15 protein-coding genes, 1 tRNA gene and 3 pseudogenes are annotated in these 14,415 nt (G+C 62.1%); 9 read left to right on the top strand and 10 right to left on the bottom strand.

Features of this window, described 5'->3' with window-relative positions:
* Positions 1–164: 164 nt before the first annotated feature.
* A complete protein-coding gene (locus IVA74_RS23105) occupies positions 165–515 on the bottom strand; it encodes a GrlR family regulatory protein (protein ID WP_247348396.1) in 351 nt (116 codons plus the stop codon).
* A 257-nt stretch (positions 516–772) separates the two neighbouring features.
* Between IVA74_RS23105 and IVA74_RS23100 the strand changes: the two are divergent.
* Positions 773–1,065 (top strand): annotated as a pseudogene (locus tag IVA74_RS23100) (hypothetical protein); the annotation flags it as partial.
* Positions 1,066–1,072: 7 nt separating this feature from the next.
* Here IVA74_RS23100 and IVA74_RS23095 read toward each other — a convergent pair.
* Positions 1,073–1,456, bottom strand: coding sequence for a VOC family protein (locus IVA74_RS23095; RefSeq protein ID WP_247348395.1), 384 nt, complete (start codon positions 1,454–1,456; stop codon positions 1,073–1,075).
* A gap of 180 nt (positions 1,457–1,636) precedes the next feature.
* On the opposite strand from IVA74_RS23095, the gene IVA74_RS23090 reads away from it, so the two are divergent.
* The 3 genes from IVA74_RS23090 (at position 1,637) to IVA74_RS23080 (ending at position 3,086) form a co-directional block, all read left to right on the top strand.
* A complete protein-coding gene (locus tag IVA74_RS23090; protein WP_247348397.1) occupies positions 1,637–2,209 on the top strand; it encodes a hypothetical protein in 573 nt (190 codons plus the stop codon).
* A gap of 159 nt (positions 2,210–2,368) precedes the next feature.
* Positions 2,369–2,857: a hypothetical protein gene (locus IVA74_RS23085; RefSeq protein ID WP_247348394.1), complete on the top strand. Its 489-nt coding sequence runs from the start codon at positions 2,369–2,371 to the stop codon at positions 2,855–2,857.
* A 152-nt stretch (positions 2,858–3,009) separates the two neighbouring features.
* Positions 3,010–3,086, top strand: a tRNA-Arg gene (locus tag IVA74_RS23080).
* Positions 3,087–3,595: 509 nt separating this feature from the next.
* On the opposite strand, the gene IVA74_RS23075 is transcribed toward IVA74_RS23080, so the two are convergent.
* The 5 genes and pseudogenes from IVA74_RS23075 to IVA74_RS23055 all read right to left on the bottom strand — a co-directional run bounded on the left by IVA74_RS23075 (position 3,596) and on the right by IVA74_RS23055 (position 6,942).
* Positions 3,596–3,844, bottom strand: coding sequence for a hypothetical protein (locus IVA74_RS23075; protein ID WP_247348398.1), 249 nt, complete (start codon positions 3,842–3,844; stop codon positions 3,596–3,598).
* 706 nt (positions 3,845–4,550) lie between these two features.
* Positions 4,551–4,703, bottom strand: coding sequence for a hypothetical protein (locus tag IVA74_RS23070; RefSeq protein WP_247348393.1), 153 nt, complete (start codon positions 4,701–4,703; stop codon positions 4,551–4,553).
* A gap of 175 nt (positions 4,704–4,878) precedes the next feature.
* Positions 4,879–5,844 (bottom strand): helix-turn-helix domain-containing protein, encoded by a 966-nt coding sequence (locus tag IVA74_RS23065; protein ID WP_247348392.1) that lies wholly within the window; start codon positions 5,842–5,844, stop codon positions 4,879–4,881.
* A gap of 288 nt (positions 5,845–6,132) precedes the next feature.
* Positions 6,133–6,403 (bottom strand): annotated as a pseudogene (locus IVA74_RS23060) (hypothetical protein).
* A gap of 284 nt (positions 6,404–6,687) precedes the next feature.
* Positions 6,688–6,942: a hypothetical protein gene (locus IVA74_RS23055; RefSeq protein WP_247348391.1), complete on the bottom strand. Its 255-nt coding sequence runs from the start codon at positions 6,940–6,942 to the stop codon at positions 6,688–6,690.
* Positions 6,943–7,248: 306 nt separating this feature from the next.
* On the opposite strand from IVA74_RS23055, the gene IVA74_RS23050 reads away from it, so the two are divergent.
* The 3 genes from IVA74_RS23050 (at position 7,249) to IVA74_RS23040 (ending at position 9,513) form a co-directional block, all read left to right on the top strand.
* A complete protein-coding gene (locus tag IVA74_RS23050) occupies positions 7,249–7,695 on the top strand; it encodes a hypothetical protein (protein ID WP_247348390.1) in 447 nt (148 codons plus the stop codon).
* 103 nt (positions 7,696–7,798) lie between these two features.
* Positions 7,799–8,671 (top strand): DMT family transporter, encoded by an 873-nt coding sequence (locus IVA74_RS23045; RefSeq protein ID WP_247348386.1) that lies wholly within the window; start codon positions 7,799–7,801, stop codon positions 8,669–8,671.
* A 98-nt stretch (positions 8,672–8,769) separates the two neighbouring features.
* On the top strand, positions 8,770–9,513 hold the full coding sequence (locus tag IVA74_RS23040; protein ID WP_247348383.1) for a hypothetical protein: 744 nt from the start codon (positions 8,770–8,772) through the stop codon (positions 9,511–9,513).
* A gap of 56 nt (positions 9,514–9,569) precedes the next feature.
* Here the strand turns inward: IVA74_RS23040 and IVA74_RS23035 are convergent, their stop codons facing one another.
* Positions 9,570–9,863, bottom strand: a complete 294-nt coding sequence (locus IVA74_RS23035; protein WP_247348381.1) for a histone — start codon at positions 9,861–9,863, stop codon at positions 9,570–9,572.
* A 162-nt stretch (positions 9,864–10,025) separates the two neighbouring features.
* On the opposite strand from IVA74_RS23035, the pseudogene IVA74_RS40785 reads away from it, so the two are divergent.
* Positions 10,026–10,518, top strand: a pseudogene (locus IVA74_RS40785) (methyl-accepting chemotaxis protein); the annotation flags it as partial.
* Between the two features lie 50 nt (positions 10,519–10,568).
* Here the strand turns inward: IVA74_RS40785 and IVA74_RS23015 are convergent.
* Positions 10,569–11,228, bottom strand: coding sequence for a peroxiredoxin (locus tag IVA74_RS23015; RefSeq protein WP_247348376.1), 660 nt, complete (start codon positions 11,226–11,228; stop codon positions 10,569–10,571).
* A 392-nt stretch (positions 11,229–11,620) separates the two neighbouring features.
* Between IVA74_RS23015 and IVA74_RS23010 the strand changes: the two genes are divergently transcribed.
* Positions 11,621–12,193, top strand: a complete 573-nt coding sequence (locus tag IVA74_RS23010; RefSeq protein ID WP_247348374.1) for a hypothetical protein — start codon at positions 11,621–11,623, stop codon at positions 12,191–12,193.
* An 82-nt stretch (positions 12,194–12,275) separates the two neighbouring features.
* Here IVA74_RS23010 and IVA74_RS23005 read toward each other — a convergent pair whose 3' ends face one another.
* Positions 12,276–14,141 carry an alkaline phosphatase family protein gene (locus IVA74_RS23005; RefSeq protein ID WP_247348372.1) on the bottom strand — a complete coding sequence of 622 codons (1,866 nt, stop codon included), beginning with the start codon at positions 14,139–14,141 and terminating at the stop codon, positions 12,276–12,278.
* Between the last annotated feature and the right edge of the window lie 274 nt (positions 14,142–14,415).

Below are 14,415 nucleotides of genomic sequence, written 5' to 3'. Positions count from 1 at the left end.
TCCGACAACAGTCGGTTGTCCTTGCCGCTGCGGCCCGGATCTCCCGGCTTGCCAAGACAATGCGGCTCCATCTTCGCCCATTGGGCGTCAGTCAAAACGTATCGGTCCATCCCAAGCTTGAATCACAACCAAGCCCCGATGAGAATCCTGAATCCCAACAGACCCTAGTCGGCCTCTGCGAGCTTGTGCAGCGTCGCGCCGAAAATCTGGCTGGCCTTGCCGACCAGCGCGGTGCCGGTCATGTCCCCGCGCGTCTCCGTGAAGGTGCCGCTGACGCCGATGCCGACCGCGGCAGGGCCACCGAACAGCGGATTGTCGTCACCCCGCGGCGAGGTATGTCGCTGGACCAGCACCTCGCCCTTGAAGGTGTTGTCCTTCACCGTGTAGCTGCCGGTGTAATAGAGGTAGGCATCGCCGCCAAGAATCTTGCCGTCGCGGAAAAGAATCACGCCGCTGCCCTTGCCGGCGCGACCATCGAGCAGGTTCACGTGAATCGAATAGAGGCCGTTCTTCATAACGTCCCGAGGCCGGCCGCCATCGCCCAATGGCGTAACCGGTAGGGCATTTATGCCAAAGCGCATCCGCTCACGCAACGCGGGAGTTTGGCCGCCGGCCGTGCGGGCCTGCCCGTGAGCCGTAGTTGTCCCGGATTGTCTATGAGACTGTCATGACGGTCTGATCATGAAGCGAGGCCTGTCGTTGCTAATCAGGTTGGCCCGCGAAATGCATAACTATCGTTGCACTGGCCGCGGGGTGCTGGAGCAAGACAAACGTGAGCAACGGGATCGATTCCGGCGGCGAATGAGCCGCGTCTGCACAGTGCGCGTCCCACGATTTGCGAAACACGACAACGGCGGATTGGCGGCGCGGCACGCTGGCGAAACGTGGCGAGCCTCCGCTTGCGCCTTGGCCCTGATTGCGCTCGCAGCCCCCTCCGCGCACGCGCGAGACCGCGACCAGTTCGTCAACACCAGTGCCGAATTGAAGGCCTGGTTCGACGGACTGCGCAGCGGCGAGGGGCCTTGCTGCTCCGATGCCGACGGCTCGGCGCTCTCGGACACCGACGCGCCGTTCAGGTATATTTCTTGTCGCGCTCGAGCAGCTCGATGGAGATGCCTTCGGGGCCGCGGATGAAGCAGATGCGGACGCCGGGGCGGATCGTGGTCGGCTCGCGCGTGAAGGTGACGCCCTTGGCCTTGATCTCGGCCGCGACGGCGTCGATGTCCTTCACCGTGAGACCTAAATGGTCGAGGCCCTGGTGCGGGTGCGGCGGCGGGGGGTTGACCGCATTGTCGCCCTCGAGCGGTGCAATGAAGATTTTTGCGCCACCGAGATTCACGTCGATCCGTCCCGGTGCGTGCACGATCTCGCCACCGAGGATGTCCCGCAACCAGGCCGCCGTAGCCTCCGGATCGGGGCTGCGCAGATGGACGTGATCCCAAGTGACGACTGGCATGTCATGTTCTCCCGACGTGTCTTCGATGTTGCGGCGCATGGTAGCGGCCCCGGCCGGTGACCGCCATCGCCCTTGCCGATTCGATAGCTGCGCGGGAACCTTAGTTGGTCTTCCAGATTAAGGTAAACAGTGGCCGGGTCCGTCGTCGAACGTGCTTCCGCCGCTATCGGTGATGCAATCATGAATGCTGGGTTTGACCGCATCGGGTTGAGGCGTTTCGCCGGAACCGGCGAGCGACTGGCACGGGCCGTGACGATCGCGAGCGTCTCATTTGGGCGGGTCCTGCTGTGGACGTTGGCGGCCATGATCGTTGGTTGCGGCGTCTGGATGCTGCTCCCACTCTCCAGAGGCAATAGTGCCGAGCCGGTGACGTCCGACGTGGCAGCGGTCGAGACGGCGCCTTCGGGCAAAGCGGCAGAAGCCGTGTCACCGGCTTCCGAAGCTCAGATTCCGGCAATGGCAGAACTCGGTCGGATGAGGATTTCATCGCAGACCTGGCGCCGCGGCGGCCTTGGCTCGAAGGCGCTGGTGACGTTCACGTTGCGAAACGACAATGACTATGCCGTAAAGGATGTCGAGATCGTCTGCGCTTTTGCCCGGCGCGACGGGAGTCATCTCACCGACCGCAGCCGCGTTCTGGCGGACCCGGTCAGCATGAAGAGCCGCAAGACTTTTGCGCGCATTCCCGTCGGATTCGTCAACGTGAATGCCGATCAGGCGAAGTGTTCGCTTGTGGCCGCGCGTCGGGCGTGAGGGCGGCATTTTCCGATAGCGGAAAAGTTACTGTCCTTGGGCCTTGGACCAGAAACTTGGCGTCGCCATTTGAACCGAACGGCTGGGCCAGGAACCAATTGAATGATCGCCTGTTAAGACGGAGAGCCCTCGTGGGATGCGACGGGCGGAGCGCGGCCAATGCCCATCTTTCGGTATTTCATGTTTGTCGGTGGAGCTCTGCTCGCACTGCTGTTCGCGGCGAACTACGTTCTGCCCGCTTCGCCTGTGACGCAGGCTGTCGCAACCGCGAGCAACGAACAGCCATTGATCCGGATCCGGTCCGATCGCCACCTGCCAGAGAGCGTCGTGCTCGATACCAGTCAGCCGACGATCGCCGCGCCTGCGGTGGAGATCGCCGCTGTCGCGGCTCTCAAGCCGCCCGTGGAGGGCGTGTCGCCGGCTTTGGCCGAGATGTCGGCCAAGACACGGGTCCGCGAGACGTTCGCCCAATTTACGCCGGCCGGGAAGGCCGATACCCGCGGAGCCGGGAAGACCGATCCCAAGCTGCAGGCTCCAGCTCATCCCAGGCGCAAGGTCGCCAGAGCGCATCCGGCGCCGCAGCAGGGTCGGCCGATGATGGTAATGGCGCAGCAGCCGCATTTCGGTTTCTTCAACAGCACCTGGTAAGAGCCCGTCTGACCCGTCTCGAATCGGCACCGGAAGGGCTTTTTATTGGCCGGCCTCTCTGCTAATTCGAACTCATCCGAACGTCGTCCGGCCTGCTGGCTCGCAAGCAGCGGTCCTTGGCGTCTCGGTTGCGGCCCATTGCCTGGGCCAGGGCGCTCGTAGCTCAGCTGGATAGAGCATCGGATTTCGATTCCGAGGGCCGGGAGTTCGAATCTCTCCGAGCGCGCCACTTAAGCGACTGAGCGACGCGAGAACGCGCGTCAGTGAATTTTTGAAAGATCAGCGGTACAGGCCGCGGGTTCACGGCGATTACAGCCTGAATAGCCCGGTGGGCGTGACGAAGACGGATGCGGATCGCCTTTGGCCTGAAGCGACAACCCGAAAATATGGTGACCCGCTTCACTTGGCGGTCCTAGCACTCCCGGCGCTCTGATCCGCAATTGAATCGGCAGCCGGGAGCATTGGGGCTGGAAAGCGAGCCGTGCCATGTTCGCCTCTTAACGACAATTGGTAGAAAAGCGGACTCCGGTAGTTATACCGACTCCATTTTTGGAACGGGGTGTTCTACCGTGGGAACACCGGCGAGATTTAAGTACTCATCAATTTTCAGTTGTCCGGGATGGCCGCAGTGGGGGCTGGAACCACCCTGCGGCCTTTCCCCATTGGTCGAAGCGTAACCCGGTGGCTTTTTTCGTTCCAGAGCGGGAACTGAACTTACGTTCTTCCGTTTTGGAGTCGTCAATACGGCTCACGGAATGCGACATGACTGAGCACCGCCGCAGAGTGAAGTAAACCCGCTCCCTGGAAGAACGAATGGCCGAACTGGCCGCCGAGCTGAAAGACCAAGCCAATCAATTGCCCGCTGGCGCGGAGCGCGAGCGCCTTCTCAGGAAGGCGCGGTTCGCGGAAACGGGCGCGCGCCTCAGTGATTGGGTTTCCTCGTCCGAAGACGCGGCCTCCGGAGTAAGGCCGCATCTTCGGCGGCATGCCGGCTACGATCAATCTGCGGCTGTTGCGTCGTTCCTATTCTGGCATGGTTGGCGGCCTGTTTTGCGAGTGCAAGTTCAGGCTGGCGGGCCTATGACCACGTACTCGAACGCCACGCCCTCGGATCGTTCTCATCGAGCCAAGCCTTGGCGGCGTCCTCGGTCGAGAAGATTTTGATGTGCTCGACCTCGCCAACTTGCATGGCGGTGTTCACATAGACGAAGACGGTGGCCCCCCAAAGCGTACGTGCAACCATGTGGTCAGTTTGGGCCAGCTTCTTAGCGGCTTCATCGAAGTCGCTCCAAAAGGGCGGGTGCGACGGTATTATCCGATAGCCGCTGAGGCGGGGGCTGCGTCGGTGTGTAGCCATCGACGCATTGAGGCGAGTGCAGATATTGGAAGCTAATTCGTTAGCTCTGCGGGGGACAACTTGGCGTCGTCTCGCAGCAATTGCGATATGATCCGCTCGATCCGCACGGCGTCCAATCTTATCTCAGCCATCGATTTCTCCGGTGCAACGTTCTGAACGTGCGAAATTCTCCAATGCCATCAATGCGTGAACGGATCGGGAAAGTTCAGAACGTGCGTTGATTTTGCTGGTCGGCTGGGCGGAGTTCGATTCCGAGGGCCGGGAGTTCGAATCTCTCCGAGCGCGCGAATTCTCAGGCCCGAGTTTTTCGGATCTGGCCGCGGCCGGGAGCCGCCGCTACTTGCCCTGGATCTTCAGCCCGTTGGGACCGACATTGATTTGCAGGCCGTCGGGCTGCTTCTTCGTCTGGTAAAGATTGTAGCCGAGCACGGCCGCCGTGACGACCAGAGCACCGATGATCAGAAACAATAGATTGCGGCTGATGGACATTCTTTTCCCTGAACCACTTGGTTGACCGCGAGAAAAACCCCGCACATGGGCGCGCGGGGTGCATCGATACGCCTCGGGGCTGGCGGCGCACTGCGTTGACTGGGATAATGCGGCTCGAAGGAACTGGTTCCCCGTGCGGCTGGCGCCGCATGTGCAAGGCCGGAGCCGTGTCTGGTCAGTCTGCCGGCGAACCCGTGTGCCGGCCCCTTGCCAGCGTGTCCGAGGGCGACTCGCGAAATGTCGCGCGGTAAGCTGCGGCAAACTCGCCGAGGTGATGGAAGCCCTGGGCGCGCGCGCATGAGGCGACGGTGGCGCCGCCGCCTTTGAGGAGCCGGGCGCGGGTGGCCCACAACCTTTTCAGGCGGATGTAGTGGTGCAGGCTCATGCCGCGTACCTTGCTGACGGCGCCGCCAAGCGTCCGGATCGAGACGCCAAATTCACCGGCAAGATCGGCTGTGTAGATCGGAGCAGTCGGATGTGCCGCGACGTAATCGTCGATCCGCTGCACGAGTTTGATCGATCGCTCGCCCTGGACCGAGGCACTCCGGTCGGAGAGCGGATCGATTCGAAACAGATCGTCGAGCGCGAGCAGCAGGCCTTCCTGGAGATGGCCGGCCACCTCGGTGGTCTCGAACAGCAACGGCTGCACCGACGCGGTTCGCAGAATGTCGAGCAGGAGTTGCCGTATGTGGAGCAAGGCGGGCCGGTTCGCGACATAGGCCCGCAAATCGTCGGCCTGATCGAACCAGCCCCGGTCTCTCAAGCCGGGTGAGAGGATGATCATCGCATGATGATTGGTCTGGGGCTCGACGAAATGGCATTCATCGTTGCCGCGGAGCGCAACGAAGAAGCGCGCGTCGAGATCCATTCCCTTGGAATTGACCCGAAGATCGTCCGTCATGGACAGGATCACCATCCCGCCGGGCATCCGATAGGCTGTGTCGAGGATGCGCGCGAACGAACGCATCAGGACGATGCGGCACGCCGGCAGGGAGACGACGGCACGGGCGGCGGCGAAGTTCGGGACGTCGAGCGGAATGCTTCTCGCATCCTCCATCGACTCGATCGGCCAAAATGCATCGACGTCGGCAAAGCCGATCAGTTGAAGCGCTGAGGATGGGGCGAGGCCGTCGAACAACATGTGTCTGGCCGGATGCTGCAATGTGACAATCAAATGAACGTCAGTACATCGCCATCAATGGCGAAACATTGCGCTTCAGTAAACCGGATTCCGGGCCGTAGTATTGCGGACATCATGGCATGAAGCCCGGCAGATCGATGTCGTCGTCAACGGTCTCGGCTCATCGGCCGGCCGGAGGCGAGGTCGATGAAATGGAGCCGCGTGCAGGCGGGACAAGGTCCGGACCAACCGCGACCGCGACATCAATGATCTCGCAAAAGCGAAGGGGCCCGGAGGGCCCCTTTAAACTTACCAGCGGCGATAGCGTGGTCCGTAATAGCGCGGCCCACCATAATGGCGCATATCGGCGACCGTAATAGGGGGGCGGCGCGCCGTAGTACCCATAGTAGTTCGGGCGCCAGAAACAGCGTCCCCAGGCGTCGCAGACCATGCGGACCTGCTCGACGTCCGAGACCTGCGGCGTCGCCGGAGCAGGCGCGATGGGCATGGCAGACGCCGCCGGTGATGCTGCCAAGGCACCCAACAAGGACGCGGCGACGAGGCCAATTCTAAGATTCATGATGTGTCTTCCTCCGCTTACGCAGTACAGGATATCGAAGTTTGTTTCTGATCAAATTGTGGCGGAACCAAAATGCAATGCTGATGAACAAGTCTTCAGCCAGTCCACGGCAGGCCAGACCGTTAGCTCCGCCAAGGCTATACGAGCCTCGAGCCCCCTAAATGTTGGGCTTGCAGCGGCGCCGCCGCGACCTCGTCAAGCTGCCGGTCTACGAAATCGAGAAGCAATTGCTGCTGTCGAGCGCCGCCAAATAGCGGCACCCGCAGAGCACCTGCCGGGGCCCCTCAGAAGCAGGGATGCCGGCGGCGATCCTGGCCGACATAGGCGGCCGCGCTGCGGTAGCAATGGTTGGTCGACGGGCCGTCGTAAAAGGCGAAGGTACCGGGGGTGATGCCGGGCCCGTAATTGTGCAGGTAGCTGATCGAGTAAGGCAGCGGGTTCGCGTGGTAGCGGTGATGTCCCCGCGCCTCTGCGAGGCCAGGGGCAAGGATTGCGGCCGACAGGACAGCAACCGCGGCTACAAGCTTCAACTTGCTCATCTCGAATCTCCGGAACCCGCACAAATAGGTCAGCCGTTTATAGCCATTTCGGGCCGCCGGAACACCCGTCTGGCACCCGGAAATCGAGGCCAATCCCACAGATTCCCGGGTGGGTGTGACACAATTGCCGGACATGGGGTCGAAGCCTGCCCATTTTTGGCCTTTTCGAGATGCTTAACGAATTTTTCACACAAGTATGACCAAAGAGAATTCGGTTAAGAATCTTGCCGCCGGCCCGAGGGATCATCATTTTGGGGGTCCCACGAGGCCGGTCCCATTCCTGAAGGTTTTCGCCGTCACCTCGCCATGCGCATCACGCTTCTGAGCCTGCTGTTGCTCTCGGTCGTCGCCGCCACGCCGGCGCACGCCGAACTGCACATCACCCGCGACCACGGCGGCTATGTCGAGGAGTACAAGGCCAAGTACAAGCGCGTCCGCGAGAAGGGCGAGCGCGTCATCATCGACGGCATCTGCAACTCGGCCTGCACCCTGGTGCTCGGTATAGTGCCGATGAACAAGATCTGCGTGACGCCCCGCGCCAGCCTCGGCTTCCACCAGGCCTATTACGACAAGGCCTTCACCTTCGGGATCAAGGTCACCAGCGCGGAGGGGACGTCCGATCTGATGGCCTATTATCCCGACACGGTGAAGGACTGGATTCGCCGCAATGGCGGGCTCACCACCGACATGAAAAAGATCAAGAACGGTGTCGAGCTCTGGAAGATCATCGATCCCTGTCCCGAAGAATGGTGAGCGGCTGAGCCGTCACTGTCCGTCGCAGCGCAGCATCGTCCGTACGAAATTGGCCTAAATTCGCATTGCCGCATGGGCCGCCGGTGGGGCAATGAGGGCGGCAATGAATAACAATCAAGAAGCCCTGACCGCCCGCGCCGCGCCGATCCTGTTCGTCCTGCTCTGGAGCACCGGCTTCATCGGCACCAAATACGTCATCAACAACGCCGATCCCTTGACCTACCTCGCCATCCGCATGGCGATCGTGGTCGGCCTGATGGCGATCATCGCCGCAATCGCGCGACCGAAATGGCCGGACCGTATCGGCATCGCGCACAGTGCGGTCGCCGGCATTCTCGTCCATGGCTTCTATCTCGGAGGCACTGCGATTGCGATCGCGCACTCAATTCCGGCCGGGCTCTCCGCGCTGATTCCGGGCCTTCAGCCGATCCTGACCTCGACCATCGCCAACCGCTGGCTCGGCGAGAAGGTGACGCCGGTGCAATGGGCAGGCCTGATGCTTGGCCTCGGCGGCGTGGTGCTGATCCTGCACGGCCGTCCCATGACCGGCGAAGCCGGGCTCGGCTGGCTCGCCTCGGTGGTCTCGCTGATCAGCATCACGCTCGGCACGCTCTATCAGCGCCGCTACTGCAACCACATCGACTGGCGCGCCGGCAATCTCGTGCAATATGTCGCCGTGACGATCTTCTTCGCGGCCGGTGCCTTCCTGTTCGAGGACCGCGTGGTGCATTGGACGCGGGAGTTCATGCTCGCGCTGGCCTGGCTCGCCGTGGCGCTCTCGATCGGGTCGATCGGGCTGCTGTACTGGCTGATCCGCAACGCCGCCGCCACGTCGGTTGCGAGCCTGTTCTACCTGGTGCCCGCCGTCACCGCGCTGATGGCCTATCTCCTGTTCGGAGAAAAGCTCGATGCGCTGGCGATCGCCGGCATGATGATGTGCGCGGCAGCGGTGTTCGTGGTCAACCGACGCTTCTAGCGCCGGCAGGCCGGGCCGCTGGAATACATCCCTGACGTGCGCGGCACGTTCGTGCTAGGGTCGGCGCATTTCAGTGTCCCTTTCACAGGTGGTTTTCCATGAAGAAGGCGAGACGCGCACTGCTCGGCAGGTCCCTGAAGCCGGTCCGGATTGCCTGCATCAACTACGCGGAGCCGACGATCAGCGGCCGCAAAATGGCCAAGCTCACTGCGGCGCTCCAGAAATGCTACGACAAGCACTTCCTGCCGGTGTGGGGCTATCCGGTCGACCTTTATGTCACCGAAAGGCCGAGGCCGAGCGATTGGCAGCTGGTCTACTTTGACGAGGCCTCCCACAAGAACATGCTCGGCCGCCATGAGCTGACGTATCGCCGCCAGCCGATCTCAAAGATCTTCGTCAAGGCGCTGGGCAGCGAGCCGGTCAGCGTGGCGGCCTCGCACGAGCTGTTCGAGATGGTGCTCGATCCCATGGCCAATCTCTGGGCCGACAAAAATCCTAACACCCAATATGCCTATGAGGTCTGTGACGCCGTGGAGGAGGATTCCTTCTTCGTCGCCGGCTTTGAGATGTCTAACTTCGTCTATCCGTCCTGGTTCGAACCGTTCAAGCATCCCCGAGGCACCAAGTTCGACCACAAGGGGACGCTGACCGAGCCGTTCTCGATGACCGAGGGCGGCTACGTCATCAAGAGGGTCAACGGCAGGAAGGTGATCAAGGCGTTCGGCTCGCCTGAGAAACGGCGGAGCTTCGCCAAGGAGGACCGGCGCGGCCATCGCAGCGAATTTCGCGATCCGCAAGGCCAGCATCACCCCGGCCGGCGCGCAGCCAAGAGGCGAGGGTAGGGTATCGCTGGAGCTGTCTCCGGGCGCGTCCGCACCCGGAGACGTGAGCGTTGCGATCAGCGCTTGGCCTTCCTGGCCTTCTTTTTCGACTTGGCGGCTTTCTTCGTCGCCTTCTTTGCAGTTTTCTTGGCCGCCTTCTTCGACGACTTCTTTGCAGCCTTCTTCGAAGTTTTCTTCGCAGCCTTCTTGGCTTTCTTCTTGGAAGCCTTCTTCGGCGCTACTTTCTTCGTGACCTTCTTGGCGACTTTCCTGACCTTCTTCACCGCAGTGACAGCGGCGTCCTTGGTCGCTTCCACGGCGGCGGTGATCGTGTCCATCGCCTGTTCGGTGATCGGCTTGTCGTCGTCCATATCGTCCCCCACGGTTTGCATGGAGCGATGACGATAGCGAGTTTCATAGTTGTGTCAAAGCAACGCTCAACCGCCATCGAAATTCGCTTGGAGGTTTTCGGTGGCGAGATTGGGATGGTCGTGGAGCAGGTGCCGGCAGAACTCGCGCCAGCCAAGCTCGGTCAGACCAACCTCCTGGCGCTGAATGCCACCATCGAAGCCGCGCGCGCGATGCCGGCCGCGTTTTTGCGGTGGTGGCCCAGGAGGTCAAGACGCTCGCCGGCCAGACCGGCAAGGCCACCGACGAGATATCGAACCAGATCGCCAGCATGCAGCTTGCGACCCAGCATCAGCTTGCGACTGAGGAATCGGTTGTCGCATCAAGGCGATCAGCCAGACCATCAAGCGCAGCAGCGGTATCGCCGGCTCGATCCCGGCTGCGGTCGAGCAGCAGAAAAGCGCGACCCACAACATCGTGGTCAGCGTTCGCGCGGCGGTATCGGGCACGGCCGATGTCGCCGTCAACGTCCGTGACGCCGCCGAGGGGGCGAACGAAACGGGCGAGACGTCCAGCCGGATGTTCGCTTCCGCCCAGGCGCTGTCGGGCGAGAGCCTGCATCTGAAGGCCGAGGTCGACGGCTTCCTCGACCGCGTCCACGCGGCGCGAGGGCTCTAACGTCGTCATTCCGGGTCGGTGCTGACGCATCGCCCGGAACGACGTTTGGGTTATTTCGGCTGCGGCACGATCCGGATGTAGGGCTTCGGTTCCTTCCAGCCCTGCGGGTAGATCGTCTTGGCCTCGTCGTTGGAGACTGAGCCCGCGATGATGACGTCGTCACCCTGCGACCAGTCGGCCGGGGTTGCGACGCGATGCTTGGCGGTGAGCTGGAGCGAGTCGATGACGCGCAGGATTTCCTGGAAGTTTCTGCCCGTCGTCATCGGATAGACCAGCACCAGCTTGATCTTCTTGTCCGGGCCGATGACGAAGACGTTGCGGACGGTCTGGTTGTCGGCGGCCGTGCGGATGAGGGGATCGCCGGAGATCGCGGCCGGCAGCATGCCGTACAGCTTGGAGACGTTGTAATCGGTGTCGCCGATCATCGGGTAGTTCGGAGCCGTGCCTTGCGTCTCCTTGATGTCCTCCGACCATTTGGAGTGACGGTCGACCGGATCGACCGAGAGGCCCATCAGCTTGACGCCGCGCTTGTCGAATTCCGGCTTCAGCTTGGCGAGCACGCCGAGCTCGGTCGTACAAACCGGCGTGAAGTCCTTCGGATGCGAGAACAGCAGCGCCCAGCTGTTGCCGATCCAGTCGTGGAACTTGATCTTCCCTTCGGTGGTTTCGGCTTCGAAGTCGGGTGCGGTGGCGCCGATCGGAAGTGTCATGGTTCTACCTCATCGAATTGAATTTACTTGAGAATTCATCCTTGGCCGTCACCATCAGTATAGGGTCTTCGCGACATCAAGTGAACGCCAACTGAACCGCTTCAAGTAAAATGTGAATTCCTTCTTTGAAGGCCTGATGTCCTAGCACCTTTTTGTTACAGCGGCGCCTGCGGCGAAACATCTCCACCGGGGCCACACGGGCCCGATTGCCCCGATAAAGCCTTTTATGACTTCCATCACGCTCGCCCGGCGCTTCCTAGAACCTAAACGGTCTTGGCAGCGACCAATTGGCAACCATCTAGAAAAGTCGTGATCCCCGTATCGAATCATTAACCACCCCTTTACGCTGGCGTGAAAATGCTGGCCGATCAGAAGAAATCTGGAAGTGAACTATGTCTGCCGCTGCGCATACGTCTGTTGAGTCGCCGTCCCTCGAACCGTCCTGCCGCGATACTTCGGCCCACGCACTGACCATCGTGCGCGACGGCGTGATCACGGGCGAAGGCCCGACCACCAAGGGGAGGGTGCACTTCTCCCGCGCGCTCGATGCCGATGACACCGCCTGGTGCGCCCGCATCCTGACCGCCACAGCCGTCAACGACCAACCGATCAGCCGCGCGGAAGCCGAAGCGCTGTTTGAGATCAACGAAGCCGCAACCGAACGCACCGATGGCGGCCGGTTCGACGACCTGCTCGCCAAGGCGGTGGCCCATTATGCCGCGAGCGCCTCGGGCCTGAAGGTGCCGCCGCGCAGCGTCGCGCTGTCTGCCGAGTCCGATATCGAAGGCTGGGCGCCGTCCTATGCCTCCAAGGTTAACAGCGAAATGCTGGAGTGGATTGCCGGCCAGATGCGCGGCAAGCGCCAGAACAACCGTCGCCTGATGGCGATGGTGGCGACCTTCCTGGGCACCACCGCGCTGCCTCTGGCGGGCCAATTGCCGAACGTGTTCGACATCGGCATGTAAGTCCGGGCATGTAAGATCCGGGCATGCAAGAGTGAGATGAGATTGTCGCGCCGCTTGCGAGGCGCGCCTGACAACGGTGGGGTTATTTCCCCGCCGTTTTTTGTTTGCCGGTGTCCGGCTCGAGGCCGAGCGTCCGGCCCGGGAAACCGGCAGTGTCGAAATAGCGCTGGCTGCCGACGCGCTGGAAGTTGAGCACGGTCTGCAGGCCGTTCTCGGACCTCTTCGACTTTTCAACCGCCTTGTACGCCTTCGGAATGATGCCGTTGGGCAGGGCCTCCGACATCACCCGGCCGACCAGGCCGCCGTTCTGCGTGCCGCGCAGGCCCATCAGTCGGGCGGCCGTCATGCCGACGTCGGCATTGCTGACCGGAATCTCGCTGACGTAGCCGGCCTTGAAGTCCGGTCCGATGGCAGCCATGAAGTTCATGGTGTCGCCGCGGCTGAAGCTGCCATGCATGCCCTGGCCCTGGCGCAGCACGGTGTCGGCGACGTGCACCGAGCAGTTGGTCGGCGCCTCGCCGCAATCGCTGGCGTAGGAGCGGAAGTTGACGACGATTGCCGGCGTCGGAGTTGCCGCCTTGCCGCGCAGACTGACGCTCGACAGTGGCAGCGTGCCGGGGAAGCGGCCGAGGGAGTCGTCGACGAACAGGCCGGAGACGTAGTCCTGCTCGAGCAGCACCTTGACGGTTTTAGCCGCCAGCTTCTTGTCCTTGTTCGGCAAATAGATCAGGTCGGAGCCGCCATTGGTGGCGACGACGAGATCGGGCTTTTCCGGATCCTTGCCGAGCACGCCGTTGCCGGCCTTGGGATGCTTGTTGCCCTCGACCTTGGCATTCTTGTCGTTGGGGTCGGACAGCGGCAGGTCGAGCGCCTTGGCGAGGTCGAGCGCCAAAAAGCCCATCGGAAGGAAGTCCTTCGGCGTGTCGTCATAGCTGACCTTGGCCGAGGGGCTGGTCTTGCTTTCCTTCGAGATGGTCGAGAAGCCGTGGTCGGCCTGGACCATGATGTTGGTGTTGGCGGCAAGGCCGAGCTCGTCCAGCGCCTTGCGGAGCTGGGCGAGGTTGTTGTCGGCATTCTTGATGCCGGCCATCGAGGTCGGCCCGTTGATGCCGGGCATGATCTGGTTGAGGCTGTCGCCAGTGTTGTGCTGACTGCCGTCGGGGTCGCGCGACCAGAACACCAGCACGAATGGCTTGTTGCGCGCCTTGAACATCGGCAGCACGACCTTGGCAGCGACGTCGGCGAAATAGGCCTGCTGGGCGACGTTGGCGACCGTGGTGCCCGGCGTCTTGGCGTCGCCGGCCTTGCTGTTGTCGCCGCGTGGCGGCGTGGCGATGGGGAGGCCGGCCTTGGTCAGCGCGGCCTTGACCTCGTCGGACAGCGCCACGCCGTTCTTGGCACCGGTGGCATCGTCGAACACGATCGAATGCAGGCCGGCCTTTTCGGGTTTGTCAGTGTGATCGAACTGATAGGTCGGGCCATGCTTGCCAAGGGCCGCCGTGCTGTAGCCCTTGTCGCGGGCCAGCTTCAGGATCGTGTCTTCATTGAGATAGTCGCCCTTGAAATGCTCGTCGATGTCACCGAGCACGGCGTCGTTCTCGATGAAGGGGACCACGGTGTCGCCGGCGGGGACGGACGTGTAGTTGGTCCAGATCGTGTTGGAGAACACACCGGTATCGCCGAGATAGTGCCCGGTCGACATCGCCGAGCCATTGGCCATGGTGAAGGTCGGGAACAGCGAATGCGAGTTCTTGAAGTTGACGCCCTTGTCGCGGATTTCGGCCATGGCGGGGGCGGTCTCCGGTGTGACCTTCAGTGCCCGCAGACCGTCCGGAATGAACAGGATCAAATTACGAGGGGTGTTGTTCTCGGCGGAGGCACGCCCCGTCGAAAGCCCGGTGGACAGCAGTGTCAGTCCGGCTGACAGCAACACCAGTGAACGGCGCATAAAATCTCTCCCTGCGAGGCAGCTTGGCCGCCAACCGCGGCCCCCGGCTTCGTTTAGTTTCGCTGTATGACGGTCTTGTTACAAGAGCGGAGCGGCATGCAAAGAAGGGCAGGGACCGTCCGCGTGTCCCGGACGCGCTGCAACGCCTCTTCGCGTTGCTGCGCAGAGCCGGGATCCAGAAGGCCGCGCACTCGCTGCTGCATGGGCCCCGGCTCTGCAGCGCACCGCCAAGAGGCGCTGCGCTGCGTCCGGGGCACGAGATCGTTGTTGAATG

The organism is Bradyrhizobium sp. 132, from assembly GCF_023074185.1.
Classification (GTDB): Bacteria; Pseudomonadota; Alphaproteobacteria; order Rhizobiales; family Xanthobacteraceae; genus Bradyrhizobium.
This window is presented reverse-complemented; position numbering and strand designations above follow the sequence as displayed.